A 14,442-nucleotide genomic window follows, 5' to 3' on the forward strand; every position below is an offset into this window, starting at 1 on the left:
GGCCAGCCCCTCCCCGTACCACCGCCAGGCCAGCAGGGCGGTCAGGCCCCGGGCGCCGTCCCGCCGCCGACCCAGCCCATGCCGACCCAGGCCGCAGGCGCCCCCGGCGCGGTAGCCCCGCCGGGCGCCGTCCCGCCGCCGGGTGCCGTACCGCCTCCCGGCCAAGCCGTCCCGCCCCCAGGCGCCCCGGCTCCCGGCCAGGCCCTTCCCAACCCCTTCGCCCAGCCCGGCGGCGCCCCCATGACCGGCGCCCCGGCCCCCGGCGCGTACGCCGTCCCGCAGCAGGCCCCGCTCGGTCTCTCCAAGGCCATCGAGCCCTACCGCGAGGCGCCCGCCGGCCAGCGCTGGACGCTGCAGAACCCCAAGCTGGTCCGCGTCGACCTCGGCGCCGACGGCCAGCCGGTGCTCGCCCGCCAGGGCAGCATGGTGCTCTACCAGGGCAAGGTCGACTTCTCCTACAAGGGCTCCGGCGTCGTCGGCCGCGTCGTCGGCAATGCCACCGGCCAGGAGATGCAGCTGATGCGCTGCACAGGGCGTGGCCAGGTCTTCCTCGCCGACAACGCCGCCTACCTGCACCCCATCGAGCTCCAGGGCGACGCCATCTGCGTCTCCGCCGAGAACGTCCTCGCCTTCGACGAGAGCCTCCAGTACGAGGTCCGCCGCATCGAGGGCCACGGCATCCCTGGCGGCGCGCTGTTCACGATGCAGTTCCAGGGCACCGGGCAGGTGATCGTCAAGACGCACGGCGTCCCGGTCGTCCTCCCGGTCACGCCCACCACGTACGCGGACGCCCAGTCCGTCGTCGCCTGGTCGGCCACCGCGCAGGTGGTGCTCTCCAGCCAGGTGAGCCTGCGCCGCACCGCCTACCCGGGCCACAGCGGGGAGACCATCAACCTCCAGTTCCGGGGCGCGCCCGGCAACTTCATCGTCGTCCAGCCGTACGAGATCTGAGGGGCGCAGCCATGGACCAGACACTGATCTCGGGCTACGCGCCCACCCCGATCGCCGCCCGCATGGAGAACCACGGCTCCACCATGCTGAAGGCGGTCCTGCAGACCGGCCAGGACCTCTACGCCCGCGCGGGCTCGATGGTCGCGTACGAGGGCTTCGTCCAGTACGAGCCCAACCCGCCCGCGCTGCGCCGGGCCGCCGCCCAGTGGCTCACCGGCGAGGGCGCGCCGCTGATGAAGGCGAGCGGCGACGGCCTGCTCTATCTCGCGGACTACGGCGCGGACATCGTCTGTGTGAACCTCAACAACGAGGCCCTGTCCGTCAACGGCACCAACCTCCTCGCCTTCGACGCCCACCTCGACTTCGGCGTCGAGCGCGTCAAGGGCCTGGCCAAGCTGGCCGGGCAGGGGCTGTGGAACGTATCGCTGAAGGGCACCGGCTGGGTCGCGATCACCTCGCGCGGCGCGCCCGTCGTCGTCGACTGCGCCAGCAAGGGCGAGGACGAGACGTACGTCGACCCGGACGCGCTCGTCGCCTGGTCGACCAACCTCAAGCTCAAGGGCAAGCGCACCGTGAAGATGGGCGCGCTGGTCGGCCGCGGCAGCGGCGAAGCGTTCCAGATCGCCTTCTCGGGCCAGGGCTTCGTCGTCGTCCAGCCGAGCGAGGATTCGACCGACCGTCTCCGGGTCCGGGGCTGAAGGGGGAGGGCACCACATCATGCAGAGCCCGCTTTTCGCATACGTCGAGAACCAGACGCAGGAGCGCTACGCCCTGCAGAACCCGTACCTGCTGCGCGCCTTCCTGGACGGGCAGAGCGACATCCTGGCACGCAAGGGCGCCATGGTCGCGTACCAGGGAATGATCGAATTCGACGGTGAGTTCCAGTCGAACCAGCGCCGCCGCACCCGAGCCATGGCCGGCGGCGAGGGCCTCGACCTGATGCGCTGCTCAGGCCAGGGCACGGTCTACTTCGCCAACCTCGCGCAGCACATCCACGTCGTGGACGTCCCGCAGGACGGCCTGACGGTGGACGGCGCGTACGTCCTCGCGCTGGACTCCACGCTGCACTGGGAGATCATCGCGGTCGACAGCCAGTACGGGATCTCCGGCTCCGGCAAGTACAACCTGGAGATCACCGGCCGCGGCAAGGTCGCGCTGATGACCTCCGGCAAGCCGCTGTTGCTGCAGATCACGCCGGAGAAGTTCGCCAGCGTGGACGCCGACGCCATCGTGGCCTGGTCGTCCGGGCTGCGGGTGCAGATGCAGTCGCAGACCTCGTCGTCCGGCGTCTGGCGGCGCCGCGGCAATACGGGCGAGGGCTGGGAGCTCAACCTGACCGGGCAGGGCTACGCACTGGTGCAGCCCAGCGAGCAGCTGCCGCCGCAGAACGCGCAGATCGGCGGCGGCGTCCGGGGCCAGTTCGGCATGGGCGCGCAAGGCGCCCATGGCCAGAACCAGGGGAACATCTTCAGTAATCGATGACGGCCCGGGTGGCGGACAGCAGCCGGACGACGGAGTCGTCGGCGACGTCCGCCACCTCGTCGTATCCGAACCAGCGCAGGTCAAGTGACTCGTCGCTGATCTCCGGCACCGCGCCCGCGGGGGCGAGGGCGGCGTACTGCACATCGAGGTGCCAGGTACACGGGGTCAGGTGACGATCGAGGCGGACCGGGCCGCCGCCGATCACCACGAGGCCCTCGATGCCGGACTCCTCGGCGGCCTCGCGCAGCGCCGCCTGGTCGAGGGTGCGGTCGTCGGGCTCGCAGTGACCGCCGGTCTGCAGCCACATCTTCAGCTTGCCGTGCAGCGTGAGCAGCACGCGCTCGCGGGTCGGGTCCACCACCAGCGCGCTCGCGGTGAGGTGGCCGTCCGCGCAGGACTTCCACATGGCGTCGGGGTGGGCGGCGAGATACTCCAGGTACGTCTCGCGCAGGGCGTCCTGATCGGCGTCCGGGGCGGTCCACTCCTTGAGGGCCCGCCCCGCGTCGTCGTGAAGGCTCACTTGGAGTCGTCGTCCTTGTCGCCGTCGTCGCTTACGTCCCCGGTGCCGGCGTCGCCCTTGGGCTCGGCCGCCTCGTCCTTGGAGTCCTTCGAGTCCTTGGAGTCCGTGGCGCCCTTGGACGGCTGCGCCGTCTCACCGAGCATCTTGTCCAGCTCCGAGAAGTCCGGCTGCTCGCTGTGCACGAAGCCGTCCGGGTCGTCCAGGTCGCCGGCCGTCGGCAGCATGTCCGGGTGCGCCCACAGGGCGTCCCGCCCGTCCGTGCCGCGGGCGTCGGCGAGCGAGGCCCACAGCCGGGAGGCGTCGCGCAGCCGGCGCGGGCGCAGCTCCAGGCCGATCAGCGTGGCGAAGGTCTGCTCGGCGGGACCGCCGGTCGCCCGGCGGCGGCGCAGCGCCTCGCGCAGCGCGCCCGCGGACGGCAGGTGCGGCTCGGCGGCGGCGTGCACCACGGCGTCCACCCAGCCCTCGACGAGGGCGAGCGCGGTCTCCAGGCGGGCCAGCGCGGCCTTCTGCTCCGGGGAGTCCTCCGGCTGGAACATGCCCTGCTGCAGCGCGTCCTGCAGCTCCTCGGGCCGCGACGGGTCGAGCTGGCCGACGATGTCCTCCAGCTTGGCCGTGTCGACCTTGATGCCCTGGGCGTAGCCCTCGACGGCGCCGAAGAGATGCGAGCGCAGCCACGGCACGTGGGCGAAGAGCCGCTGGTGGGCGGCCTCGCGCAGGGCCAGGTAGAGCCGCACCTCCTCTTCCGGTACGCCGAGGCCCTCGCCGAAGGCCTTGATGTTCGCCGGGAGCAGCGCGGCCTTGCCGGCCGGGCCGAGCGGGAGGCCGATGTCGGTGGAGCCGACGACCTCGCCCGCGAGCACGCCGACGGCCTGGCCGATCTGGCTGCCGAACATGGCGCCGCCCATGGAGCGCATCATGCCGATCAGGGGCCCGGCCATCTGCTGCATCTCGTCCGGCAGCACCGAGCCCATGGCCGAGCCGACCCGCTCCGCGACCGGGTCGACCAGGTCTTTCCACACCGGGAGGGTGTTCTCCACCCACTCGGCGCGGGACCACGCGACCGCGCTGCCGGAGCCGGAGGGCAGGGCCGTAACGCCGTCGAGCCACAGGTCGGCGAGGCGCACGGCCTCCTCGACCGCGGCCTTGTCGTGCTCGTCGACGCTGGCGTCCTTGGAGCCGTCGGGGCCGCCCTGGGCGACGGTCTGGCGGGCGATGTCCTTGGCCATCTCCCAGTTCACCGGGCCGCCCTCGTAGCTCAGCATCTGGCCGAGCTGCTGGAAGGCCGCGCCCAGGTCGGCGGGGTTGAAGCCGCCGGGTCCGCCGGGCTGGCCGCCGCCCATGGAGCCGAAGATCGCCGCGAAGGGGTTATCGGCACCGCCACCACCGAACCCGAAGGGGTCCTGGCCGCTGCCCTCGCCCCGCTTCTTGGGACCGTCCTTGCCGTCATCGCCGTCGTCCGGCTCCTGCGGAAGGCCGAATCCGAATGGGGTGTCACTCACGATGTCCTCGGCTCTTAGGTGTCTGGTGGAGGTATGTAGCTTGCTTTGTTACCGACACATCCAGCCTAGGCCCGTGCGCCGCTTTACGGCTCGGTGCTCGTCGTGCCCGCCGACTGCGGCAGGATGGGTGAAACTACTACAGACAACAGCTGGAGCCGCCCGGTGAGTTCCCCGGAACCGAACGTTCGCGCAGCGCGAAAGCCTTCTCCCGTCGTGGCGGTGACCGGCGCCGGGGACGGAATCGGCGCCCTGCTCACCGCCCGTCTGGCGGCATCTTCTGAGGTCAAGCAGGTGCTGGCCATCGATGAGCGGCGCGGGGACTTCGACGGGGCGGACGGGGCGACATGGCATGTCCTGGACGTACGGGACCCGGCCATCGCCGAGAAGCTGCGCGGCGCGGACGTAGTGGTGCACCTGGCGCTCGACCTGGATCTGGAGTCGGATCCGGCGGCTCGTACGGCGTACAACGTACGGGGTACGCAGACGGTGCTCACGGCGGCGGCCGCCGCCGGGGTGCACCGCGTGGTGCTGTGCACCTCCGCGATGGTCTACGGGGCGCTGCCGGACAACGCCGTGCCGCTGGCCGAGGACGCGGAGCTGCGGGCTACGGAGGAGGCGACCGGGGTCGGGGATCTGCTGGAGATCGAGCGGCTGGCGCGGCGCGCTCCCAAGGCGCACCCCGGCCTTAACGTGACGGTCGTGCGCCCCGCGGCCCTGGTCGGCGGCGTGGACACGCCCCTGACCAGGTATTTCGAGTCGCCTCGCCTTCTTGTGGTGAAGGGCTCGCGCCCCTGCTGGCAGTTCTGCCACGTGGACGACCTGGCGAGTGCGCTGGAGTTCGCCGCGCTGGAGAAGGCGGAAGGCGACCTGGCGGTCGGCTGCGACGGCTGGCTGGAGCAGGAAGAGGTCGAGGAGCTGACCGGCATCCGCCGGATGGAACTCCCCTCCGCTGTCGCCCTGGGCACGGCCTCCCGCCTGCACCGCCTCGGCCTGACCCCGTCCCCGGCCGGCGACCTCGCGTACACGATGCACCCCTGGGTGGTCAGCGGCAGCCGCCTCCACGACGCGGGCTGGCGCCCGCAGTGGACGAACGAGGAGGTCCTGGCGGAGCTCCTCGCGGAGGTCTCGGGCCGCCACACGGTCGCGGGCCGCCGCCTGGGCCGTAAGGACGCGACGGCCGCGGGTGCGGCGGGCGCGACGGTGGCGCTGCTGGGCACGGCGGCGGTGGTCCGTAAGGTCCGCAAGGCGCGGCGCGGACGGATCTGACCTAACCCGCGGACCCGGCGGCGCTCCCGTGGAATCGGGATTCCGTAATCCGGGAGCGTCGGGCAGACTGGCCGCATGGCTCATGCGCACAACCACCCCGGCGAGCTCGCCGCGGAGGACCCCATCCGGCTGCTCGGCATCCGCGAGACTCCGCTCTCCCTCGACGAGGTCTACGCCGCCGTGGGTGATGCCGCCGCGGGCGGGATTTCGCTCTTTGTGGGGACCGTGCGCAATCACGACGGCGGGCAGGACGTCGACGAGCTCGGGTATTCGTGCCACCCCACCGCCGAGGCAGAGCTGCGGCGCATCGCGGAGAAGGTAGCCGCCGACTATCCCGTACGCGCGCTCGCCGCTGTCCACCGTGTGGGTGACCTCGCCATCGGCGATATCGCCGTCATCGTCGCGGTCGCCTGTCCGCACCGCGGCGAGGCCTTCGAGGCCTGCCGCCGCTTGATCGACACGCTCAAGCACGAGGTTCCGATCTGGAAGCACCAGCGCTTCTCGGACGGCACCGAGGAGTGGGTCGGCGCCTGCTAGGGCAGGCATCGCTGTGGTCCGAGTTGCGTAACCCCCGCCCACGCGAAAGCGTTCTCGTACCGACGGAATCATCGGATGTACAGGAGAGCGGGATGGCTGCAATTGCGTGGCTGGTAATCCCCGTTGCCTCGGCAGTGGCAGCGGCGATATGGGCGGGTTGGGCGACCCGCACGAAGAAGACAGGGGACGTCGCCGAACTGGCCGGCTATGCCCGCTTCCGCGAGGCGATGGAACGGTCGCACTCGCGTTCCGGCGCCGCATAAGCGTCCCGTACTGTCATCCATATGCCACGCCGCACCGCGACGCTGCTCGCCGCCACCCTCACCCTGATCGCGCTGCTCAGCGCCGGGGTGCTCATTCCGGTGCCGTACGCAGAGATGTCCCCGGGGCCGACGGTCAACACCCTGGGCGACCACGACGGCGACCCGGTGCTGAAGATCGAGGACCACAAGACGTACCCGACCACCGGGCACCTCAACATGACGACCGTCCGCGTCACCGGCGCGGACTACCGCATGAACCTGCTCGAGGCGGTCACCGGCTGGCTCTCCCGCGACGACCAGGTGGTCCCGAAGGAGTCGGTGTACCCCGAGGGGCAGTCCGCCGAGGAGGCGGACCAGCAGAACGCCGAGCAGTTCACCATGTCCCAGGAGAGCGCCAAGGTGGCGGCGCTCAAGCAGGTGAAGATCCCCTTCAAGTCCTGGGTCAACGTGGCCGCCGTGATCAAGGATTCGGCCGCCGAGGGCAAGCTGCACGCGGGTGACGTGATCAAGGCGGTGGACGGCCACAAGATCGGCAAGGCCGAGGACGTCGCGAAGTACGTGACCAAGCACAAGCCCGGCGAGAAGACCGTCTTCACGATCATCCCCGCCAAGCGCGCCGAGGCGGCGAAGAAGGCCGGCAAGCAGCCCGCGGGCGGCGAGAAGGACGTGGTCATCAAGACCCGCAAGGCCCCGGACGAGGACCGCGCCATCGTCGGGATCCAGGCGGGCCCCGACCACGCCTTCCCGTTCAACATCGACATCAAGCTGGCGGACGTCGGCGGGCCCAGCGCCGGGCTGATGTTCGCGCTCGGCATCGTCGACAAGCTGGAGAAGACCGACCTCACCGGCGGCAAGTTCGTCGCCGGTACGGGCACCATCGACGACAACGGCGTGGTCGGCCCCATCGGCGGCATCGAGATGAAGACCATCGGGGCGCGCAACAAGGGCGCGGAGTACTTCCTCACCCCGAAGGAGAACTGCGCGGCCGCCGCCAAGGACATCCCCGACGGCCTCACCCTGGTGAAGGTGGGCACGATCGGGGACGCCATGAAGGCCCTCGAGGACATCCGCGAGGGGCGCGAGGACGAGGTGCCCAGCTGCAGTAAGTAAGTGGGCCGGCGCCGCTAGTCCGCGAAGGTCGCCGCCAGCGCCTGCGCCAGCCCCGGCACCAGCTCGGGCCCGGTCAGCACCTCGGTGGCGGTGTCCTTCTCGCGCAGCCGGATCGCGCACTCCTGCGCCCCGTCCCGCAGCACGCCCACCGTCATCCGGACCTCCTGCCGCTCCGGGTGCTTGGCCACCCAGTCGGCGAGTTCGGACCCGCCGAGACCCTCGGGCAGCGCCGCCTCCGCCGACGGCGGCAGCATCAGCCGCTCCAGCGTCACCGCGCAGCCGCCCACCGCCTCCGGCCACGCCACCGTCGCCAGGAACTCATCCAGTTCCTGCCCGGCGGGCAGCTGGTCCTGCTCGATCGGTGTGTACGTGACGCCGCCCGGGCCGCCCGCGGGCTGCTGCTCCTCGAGCCCGAGCTGCGCGGCAAGCCCCGGCTCCTGGGCGCGCAACTGGGCCGTATCGACAAGGGCGAAGAACCGGGCCGGCTGGTCCCAGCCGAAGCCGGCGGCGTACTCATCGATCTCGAGCACGGCTCGGGTCAGCGGGCTGGCCGCAAATGCGGCGCCGTCCGGGGCGCCGGTGGGAAGGTTGGACATGCTCGACATCCTGCCTGATCGCTTGCCATGCGGCGGAGCCGCATATCAATTGCAGCGCGGATCGGACCCCATCAGCGGGAACCGAGTAAAGCTTTAGTAAGTTTGCACAGTGGGGCCCCTGTATCGGGGGCTCGGGCCGATTCCCACTGAAACGGCCCATTCCGAACCATCGATCTCGAGGTGCGCACCTTGGCTTTCCAGATGCCGGACCGGGGTTCCGGCGGCTCAGGCGGCCCGTCCGGTCCGCGGATCAACATCGGCCGCCCGTCGCGGCGCATGCGGACCCTGTTCCTGACGCTGGGTGTGCTGGCCGTGCTGGCCATCCTCTTCGTCATGTTCGCCGGGTTCTGGACCGACTGGCTCTGGTATCGGTCGGTCAAGTACACGTCCGTCTTCACCACCACGCTGTGGACGAAGGTCGGTCTCTTCCTCGTCTTCGGGCTGCTCATGGCCGCGGCCGTGGGCGTCAACATCTGGCTGGCGCACCGGCTCAGGCCGCCGCTGTCCGCGATGTCCCTGGAGCAGGAGTCCCTTGACCGCTACCGGATGAACATCGCCCCGTACAAGAAGTGGATCCTGCTCGGGCTCTCGCTTCTCGTCGGGCTGATCTCCGGCGCCTCCGCCTCCGGCCAGTGGCGCACCTGGCTGCAGTGGGTGAACGGGCAGAGCTTCGGGCAGACCGACGCCCAGTTCCACAAGGACATCTCCTTCTACGTCTTCGATCTGCCCTGGTATCGCTTCCTGCTCGGCTTCGGCTTCGCCGCGATCGTGCTGTCGCTGATCGCCGCGGCCCTGGTGCACTACCTCTATGGCGGCCTGCGCATCTCCAGCCCCGGTGCCCGCGCCACCTCGGCGGCCACCGGCCATCTCTCGGTGCTGCTCGGCCTCTTCGTCGCCCTGAAGGCGGTGGCGTACTGGCTGGACCGGTACGGCCTGGCCGTGAAGTCCAGCGGCCTGAAGTCCACCGACGGCTGGACCGGGCTGAAGTACGTGGACGCGAACGCCTATCTGCCGGCGAAGACGATCCTCTTCGTGATCGCGATCATCTGCGCGCTGCTGTTCTTCGCCACCCTGTGGCGGCGCACCTGGCAGCTGCCGCTGATCGGCCTCGGCCTGATGGCGCTCTCGGCGATCCTGATCGGCGGGCTCTACCCGGCGATCGTGCAGAAGTTCCAGGTGCAGCCGAACGAGCAGGCCAAGGAAGCGCCCTTCATCAAGAAGAACATCGACGCCACGCGCAAGGCGTACGGCATCGACGAGTCCAAGGTGAAGGACTACTCCGGGGCCAGCGACAAGGACGACCAGCAGCTGCGCGACGCCGTCGACTCGACGGCCTCGATCCGGCTGCTCGACCCGAACATCGTCTCGCCGACCTTCCAGCAGCAGCAGCAGGTCAGGGGCTACTACCAGTTCCCGTCCACGCTCGACGTCGACCGCTACAAGGACAAGACGGGCAAGGAGCGCGACACGGTCGTCGGCCTCCGCGAGCTGAACATGAACGGCATCCCGGAGAAGGGCTGGATCAACAACCACTTCCGCTACACCCACGGCTACGGCATGGTCGCCGGCAAGGGCACCGAGGTCACCGGCACCGGCGGCCCGGTCTACCGGGAGAAGGACCTGCCGCCCGAGGGCGACCTCGGCAAGTACCAGCCGCGGATCTACTACGGCGAGAAGACCACCCAGTACTCCATCGTCGGCGGGCCCCAGGACGAGGTCGACTACTCGTCGGACGCGGGTGAGCAGACGTACAAGTACACCGGCGAGAGCGGTGTGAGCCTCTCCAACGGGTTCAACCGGGCCGCCTACGCCGTCGCCTTCGGCGAACCGCAGATCATGTACTCGGGCGCGATCGGCGAGGGCTCCAAGGTGCTGTACAACCGCACCCCCAAGCAGCGCGTCGAGGCCGTCGCCCCGTGGCTGACCATCGACGGCGACCCGTACCCGACGATCGTCGACGGCCGGGTCAAGTGGATCGTGGACGCGTACACCACCACGAACGGCTATCCGTACGCCTCCCGCACCACGCTCGGGGAGTCGACCTCGGACTCGCTGACCGACGACCAGCGCTCGGTCGTCGCCCAGCAGAACCAGGTCAACTACATCCGCAACTCGGTGAAGGCCACCGTCGACGCCTACAACGGCACGGTGAACCTCTACCAGTGGGACGAGAAGGACCCGGTCCTGAAGACCTGGATGAAGTCCTTCCCGGGCACGGTGAAGGACAAGTCCGAGATCCCGCAGGCCCTGAAGGACCACATGCGGTATCCGCAGGACCTGTTCAAGGTCCAGCGCGAGCTGCTGACGCAGTATCACGTCACCAACCCCAAGCAGTTCTACTCCGGTTCAGAGCAGTGGCAGATCCCCGAGGATCCCACCACCAAGGACCAGAGCTCGGTGCCGCCGTACTACCTCAGCCTGAAGATGCCGGACCAGAAGGCCCCGAGCTTCGCGCTGACCACCACCTTCACGCCGAGAGAGCGCGAGAACCTCGGCGCCTTCATGGCGGTGGACGCGGACGCGCGCAGCAGTGACTACGGCAACATCAGAATCCTGAAGCTGCCATCCACGTCACCGGTGCCAGGACCCAAACAGGTCCAGTCGCGCTTCAACTCCGACACGGAAGTCGCCGACAAGATCAACATTCTGCGCAGGGGCGACTCCGAAGTGGAGTACGGCAACCTGCTCACGGTGCCGCTGGAGGGAGGTCTGCTCTATATCGAGCCGGTCTATGTCCGCGGCGCCGGCACCAACTACCCACTCCTGCGGAAGGTCCTCGTCACGTACGGCGAGAAGACCGCCTTCGAGGACACGCTGCCAGAGGCACTCGACGTCGCCTTCGGTGTGAAGGAGAGCACACCGGCGGAGGAGGAAGAGGAAGGCCCGAAGAAGCCGGTGAAGCCGAACCAGTCGCTGGAAGAGGCGCTGCAGGACGCCGACAAGGCCTTCAAGGCGGGCCAGGAGGCGCTGAAGAAGCAGGACTGGGATGCGTACGGCCGCGCCCAGGAGGACCTCGAGGAGGCGCTGAAGGAGGCGGCCGAAGCGGAGTCCAAGAGCGGGTAGCCGGTTGGTCAAGCTCCCTCCCGCGCCGTGCTAGGGTTGTGAACACAACGGCGCGGGGTGGAGCAGCTCGGTAGCTCGCTGGGCTCATAACCCAGAGGTCGCAGGTTCAAATCCTGTCCCCGCTACTGATGGTCAGGGCCCGAAGTCTTCGGACTTCGGGCCCTGACTCATGTTCGGGCTCCCTTACGGCTCCGGATGTTCGTACGTCAAGCCACCCGTCGCGGATCCACTCCATCGGGCGGTAACTGCCTTGCGGAGTTTGGGGGGTTGTGATGTCGGGAAGTCGACAAAACGCTGAAGTGACCTTCCTGGCTGAGGTATACCAGGTGTACGGCGGTTGCAGGTGATGCGACGATGGTGCTTATGGGGGAAGAGGCAAGGGTGTTGGACGCCCGTCGAGTTGACGGAGGCGTCGGCGAGCGACATGACGAGGCGGATGCCGAGTTCCGGTACCGCCAGGCCGCCGATGCCGGGGACACCGCTGCCCTGAGCTCGCTTGGCGCGCTGCTGCTCCGACGCGGGGACCTTGAAGGTGCTGAACCCTTTCTGCGCCGCGCCACCGCCGACGGCGACCGCGCCGCGGCGAACAATCTCGGCGTGCTGCTGCACCAGCGCGGCCTCGGCGACGAGGCGGCCGGCTGGTGGCGGATCGCCGCCGTCGCCGGCTCCGCCCCCGCCGCGCACGCCCTGGGGCGGCACTACCGCGAGCGGGGCGACGAGCCCGCCGCCGAGTACTGGCTGCGCCAGTCCGCCGAGTCCGGCCACGCCCTCGGCGCGTACGCCCTCGCCGACCTGCTCGAGCACCGCAGCGACGTGGGCGCCGAGCGCTGGTTCCGCGCGTCCGCCGAGCAGGGCCACCGCGAGGGCTCCTACCGCCTCGCCCGCGCCCTGGACCGGCGCGCCCGCGGCCACCGCACGGACGGCGCCGCCGCGAGCAGCCCCGGGCCCGTACCGGACACGCTGACGCGGGCCGCGACCAACCCGCAGCTGGCCGCCGAGGCCGAGCAGTGGTACCGGCAGGCGGCCGCGCGCGGCCACCGGCGGGCCGCGCTGCACCTCGGCACGCTGCTGGAGGAGCGCGGGGAGGCCAAGGAGGCGCAGCGCTGGTACCTGACCTCGGCGCGCGACGGCGAGGCGAAGGCGGCGTGCGCGCTCGGCTTCCTGCTGCGCGACGCCGGCGACGACGTCAGCGCCGCCGTGTGGTGGCGGCGCGCGGCCCAGGACGGCGACGGCAACGCCGCGAACGCGCTGGGCGCGCTGCACGCGGACCGGGGCGAGACGCAGACGGCCGAGAAGTGGTACCGGGCGGCTCTGGACGCGGGTGACGTGAACGGCGCGTACAACCTCGCGCTGCTCTGCTCCGGGCAGGGCCGCGCCGAGCAGGCCGAGCAGTGGTACCGCCGGGCCGCCTACGCGGGTCACCGCGAGGCCGCGAACGCGCTCGCCGTGCTGCTGCTGCAGCGCGGCGACGCCGCGGGCGCGGAGCCGTGGTTCTCCAAGGCGGCCGAGGCGGGCAGCGTGGACGCCGCCTTCAACCTCGGCATCCTGCACGCGGGCCGCGGCGACGAGGAGGCGGCGCTCGGCTGGTACGAGCGGGCCGCCGCCGCCGGGCACACCGAGGCGGCGCTGCAGGTCGGCACCGCGCTGCTGCGCGACGGCGACGAGAAGGAGGCCGCGGACCATCTGCGGTGCGCGGCCGAGGGCGGCAGCCCGGAGGGCGCGTTCCGGCTCGCGGCGCTGCTGGACCGGGACGGCGCCGATACGGCGGAGGAGTGCGAGCAGTGGTACCGCACGGCGGCCGAGCAGGGCCACCGGCGGGCCCAGGTGCGCGTCGGCATGTGCGCGGCGGAGCGGGGCGACACCGCGGACGCGGCGCGCTGGTACCGGGCCGCGGCGGAGGCCGGCAGCCGTAACGGCGCCTTCAACCTCGGCCTGCTCCTCGCCCGCGAGGGCAGCGAGCCGGAGGCGGCCGTCTGGTGGCGCCGCGCGGCGGAGTCCGGCCACGGCCGGGCGGCGCTGCGGCTCGCCCTGCTGGCGGCCCGGCACGGCGACCTGGCCGAGGGCCGGCAGTGGGCGGACCGTGCCGTCGAGCTGGGCCCGGCGGAGGTCGCGGAGCGGGCCGCGCGGCTGCGCGACGCGCTCGTGCAGGAGCTGTCGGCATAGCGTCCTGCCCCCGGCCGTAAAGCGATTTGCGCTGGTCGGGGGCAGGGGGGTAAGGTTGTGAACACAACGACGCGGGGTGGAGCAGCTCGGTAGCTCGCTGGGCTCATAACCCAGAGGTCGCAGGTTCAAATCCTGTCCCCGCTACTCTGAATCGAAGGCCGGTCCGATCTGGACCGGCCTTCGGTGCGTCTACGGGCCTACGAGCCGGCGCTACGGCTTGTGTCCCACCGCCTCCGCGTAGAAGGCGCGGTCCACCAGCTTGTCCTCGGGGAGCGGGTCGCCCTCGGTCACGCCCGCGTCGCGGTAGGCCTGCTGCAGCCGGTCCGTGGTGCCCTTGCGGATCTCCCAGTCCATCGTCAGCGAGGGGACGGACTTCAGGACCGGCTCCTCCACCTTGAGCAGCTTCGCCAGCTCGGCGGTGAAGGCCGGGTCCTTCTTGTAGTCGTCGCGGAAGTACGTGTTCAGCGTGCGGACGTACGCGCGCGTGAAGGCCACGCCCGCGTCCCGGTCGTCCTTCAGCAGCGACGGGCCGAAGAGGACGCCGCCGAGCGGCTCGCCCTCCGGCTGGCCGCCGATGAAGCCGTAGCCGTTCTCGCCGTCGACCTTGCGCCAGGCCGGGTCGAGGAGCCAGGCCGAGTCGACGCCGCCGTTCTGCAGGGCGGTGAGGACGTCGGCGGAGCCGAGCTGCTGGAACTCGACGGCGTCGAGCTTCGTGCCGCGGGCCTTGAGGGCCTTCTCCATGGCGTACATGATCACGGAGCCCTTGCCGATCATGGTGCCGATCTTGCGGCCGTCCAGCTTGGCCGACTTCGCGGTCTCGCCGTCCTTCAGCTTCACCCACAGGCCGCTGCGGGACTTGGGGGAGGAGGAGTAGTTCGCGGCGGTCCACTTGATGTCGAAGCCGCTGTTGATTCCGTTGATCACGGCGGCCTCGGGGGCGGCCCACTGGGCGTCGATCTCGCCCTTGGCGAGGAGGGGGAGGGCTTCGGGGG

Annotated in this window: 13 protein-coding genes and 2 tRNA genes; 11 read left to right on the forward strand and 4 right to left on the reverse strand. The window is 70.6% G+C overall.

The genetic code is table 11. The annotated features are described in order from the left end of the window. The 3 genes from G5C51_RS32605 to G5C51_RS32615 all read left to right on the forward strand — a co-directional run. On the forward strand, positions 1 to 951 hold a 951-nt coding region (locus G5C51_RS32605; RefSeq protein ID WP_165242734.1), incomplete at its 5' end, for an AIM24 family protein. Between the two features lie 11 nt (positions 952 to 962). After that, on the forward strand, positions 963 to 1,649 hold the full coding sequence (locus G5C51_RS32610) for an AIM24 family protein (protein ID WP_165242736.1): 687 nt from the start codon (positions 963 to 965) through the stop codon (positions 1,647 to 1,649). Positions 1,650 to 1,668: 19 nt separating this feature from the next. Beyond that, positions 1,669 to 2,433 carry an AIM24 family protein gene (locus G5C51_RS32615; RefSeq protein WP_165242738.1) on the forward strand — a complete coding sequence of 255 codons (765 nt, stop codon included), beginning with the start codon at positions 1,669 to 1,671 and terminating at the stop codon, positions 2,431 to 2,433. Here the strand turns inward: G5C51_RS32615 and G5C51_RS32620 are convergent. Together G5C51_RS32620 and G5C51_RS32625 are read right to left on the reverse strand one after the other, a co-directional pair. Beyond that, positions 2,420 to 2,953 (reverse strand): NUDIX domain-containing protein, encoded by a 534-nt coding sequence (locus G5C51_RS32620; RefSeq protein ID WP_165242740.1) that lies wholly within the window; start codon positions 2,951 to 2,953, stop codon positions 2,420 to 2,422. The genes G5C51_RS32615 and G5C51_RS32620 overlap by 14 nt on opposite strands. Continuing rightward, positions 2,950 to 4,452: a zinc-dependent metalloprotease gene (locus G5C51_RS32625; RefSeq protein WP_165242742.1), complete on the reverse strand. Its 1,503-nt coding sequence runs from the start codon at positions 4,450 to 4,452 to the stop codon at positions 2,950 to 2,952. Before G5C51_RS32625 ends, G5C51_RS32620 begins: the two co-directional genes overlap by 4 nt. Positions 4,453 to 4,614: 162 nt before the next feature. On the opposite strand from G5C51_RS32625, the gene G5C51_RS32630 reads away from it, so the two are divergent. From G5C51_RS32630 to G5C51_RS32645, 4 genes are all read left to right on the forward strand, one after another. Continuing rightward, a complete protein-coding gene (locus tag G5C51_RS32630) occupies positions 4,615 to 5,718 on the forward strand; it encodes an NAD-dependent epimerase/dehydratase family protein (RefSeq protein WP_165242744.1) in 1,104 nt (367 codons plus the stop codon). Positions 5,719 to 5,793: 75 nt separating this feature from the next. Then, positions 5,794 to 6,255 (forward strand): molybdenum cofactor biosynthesis protein MoaE, encoded by a 462-nt coding sequence (locus G5C51_RS32635; protein WP_165242746.1) that lies wholly within the window; start codon positions 5,794 to 5,796, stop codon positions 6,253 to 6,255. 92 nt (positions 6,256 to 6,347) lie between these two features. Continuing rightward, positions 6,348 to 6,518, forward strand: a complete 171-nt coding sequence (locus G5C51_RS32640) for a hypothetical protein (protein WP_165242748.1) — start codon at positions 6,348 to 6,350, stop codon at positions 6,516 to 6,518. Between the two features lie 21 nt (positions 6,519 to 6,539). Then, on the forward strand, positions 6,540 to 7,628 hold the full coding sequence (locus G5C51_RS32645) for a YlbL family protein (protein WP_165242750.1): 1,089 nt from the start codon (positions 6,540 to 6,542) through the stop codon (positions 7,626 to 7,628). Positions 7,629 to 7,642: 14 nt separating this feature from the next. Here G5C51_RS32645 and G5C51_RS32650 read toward each other — a convergent pair whose 3' ends face one another. Then, positions 7,643 to 8,224: a PPA1309 family protein gene (locus tag G5C51_RS32650; protein WP_165242752.1), complete on the reverse strand. Its 582-nt coding sequence runs from the start codon at positions 8,222 to 8,224 to the stop codon at positions 7,643 to 7,645. A gap of 201 nt (positions 8,225 to 8,425) precedes the next feature. On the opposite strand from G5C51_RS32650, the gene G5C51_RS32655 reads away from it, so the two are divergent. The 4 genes from G5C51_RS32655 to G5C51_RS32670 all read left to right on the forward strand — a co-directional run bounded on the left by G5C51_RS32655 (position 8,426) and on the right by G5C51_RS32670 (position 13,594). Next, a complete protein-coding gene (locus G5C51_RS32655; protein WP_165242758.1) occupies positions 8,426 to 11,287 on the forward strand; it encodes a UPF0182 family membrane protein in 2,862 nt (953 codons plus the stop codon). Between the two features lie 51 nt (positions 11,288 to 11,338). Beyond that, positions 11,339 to 11,412, forward strand: a tRNA-Met gene (locus G5C51_RS32660). Positions 11,413 to 11,650: 238 nt separating this feature from the next. Then, positions 11,651 to 13,450, forward strand: coding sequence for a sel1 repeat family protein (locus G5C51_RS32665; protein ID WP_420824880.1), 1,800 nt, complete (start codon positions 11,651 to 11,653; stop codon positions 13,448 to 13,450). A 70-nt stretch (positions 13,451 to 13,520) separates the two neighbouring features. Further along, positions 13,521 to 13,594 (forward strand) — tRNA-Met (locus G5C51_RS32670). A gap of 66 nt (positions 13,595 to 13,660) precedes the next feature. Here G5C51_RS32670 and G5C51_RS32675 read toward each other — a convergent pair. After that, the coding region (locus tag G5C51_RS32675; protein ID WP_165242756.1) for an ABC transporter substrate-binding protein at positions 13,661 to 14,442 on the reverse strand (782 nt) is incomplete at its 5' end.

Origin of the sequence: Streptomyces coryli (assembly GCF_011044975.1) — a bacterium.
Taxonomy (GTDB): domain Bacteria; phylum Actinomycetota; class Actinomycetes; order Streptomycetales; family Streptomycetaceae; genus Streptomyces; species Streptomyces coryli.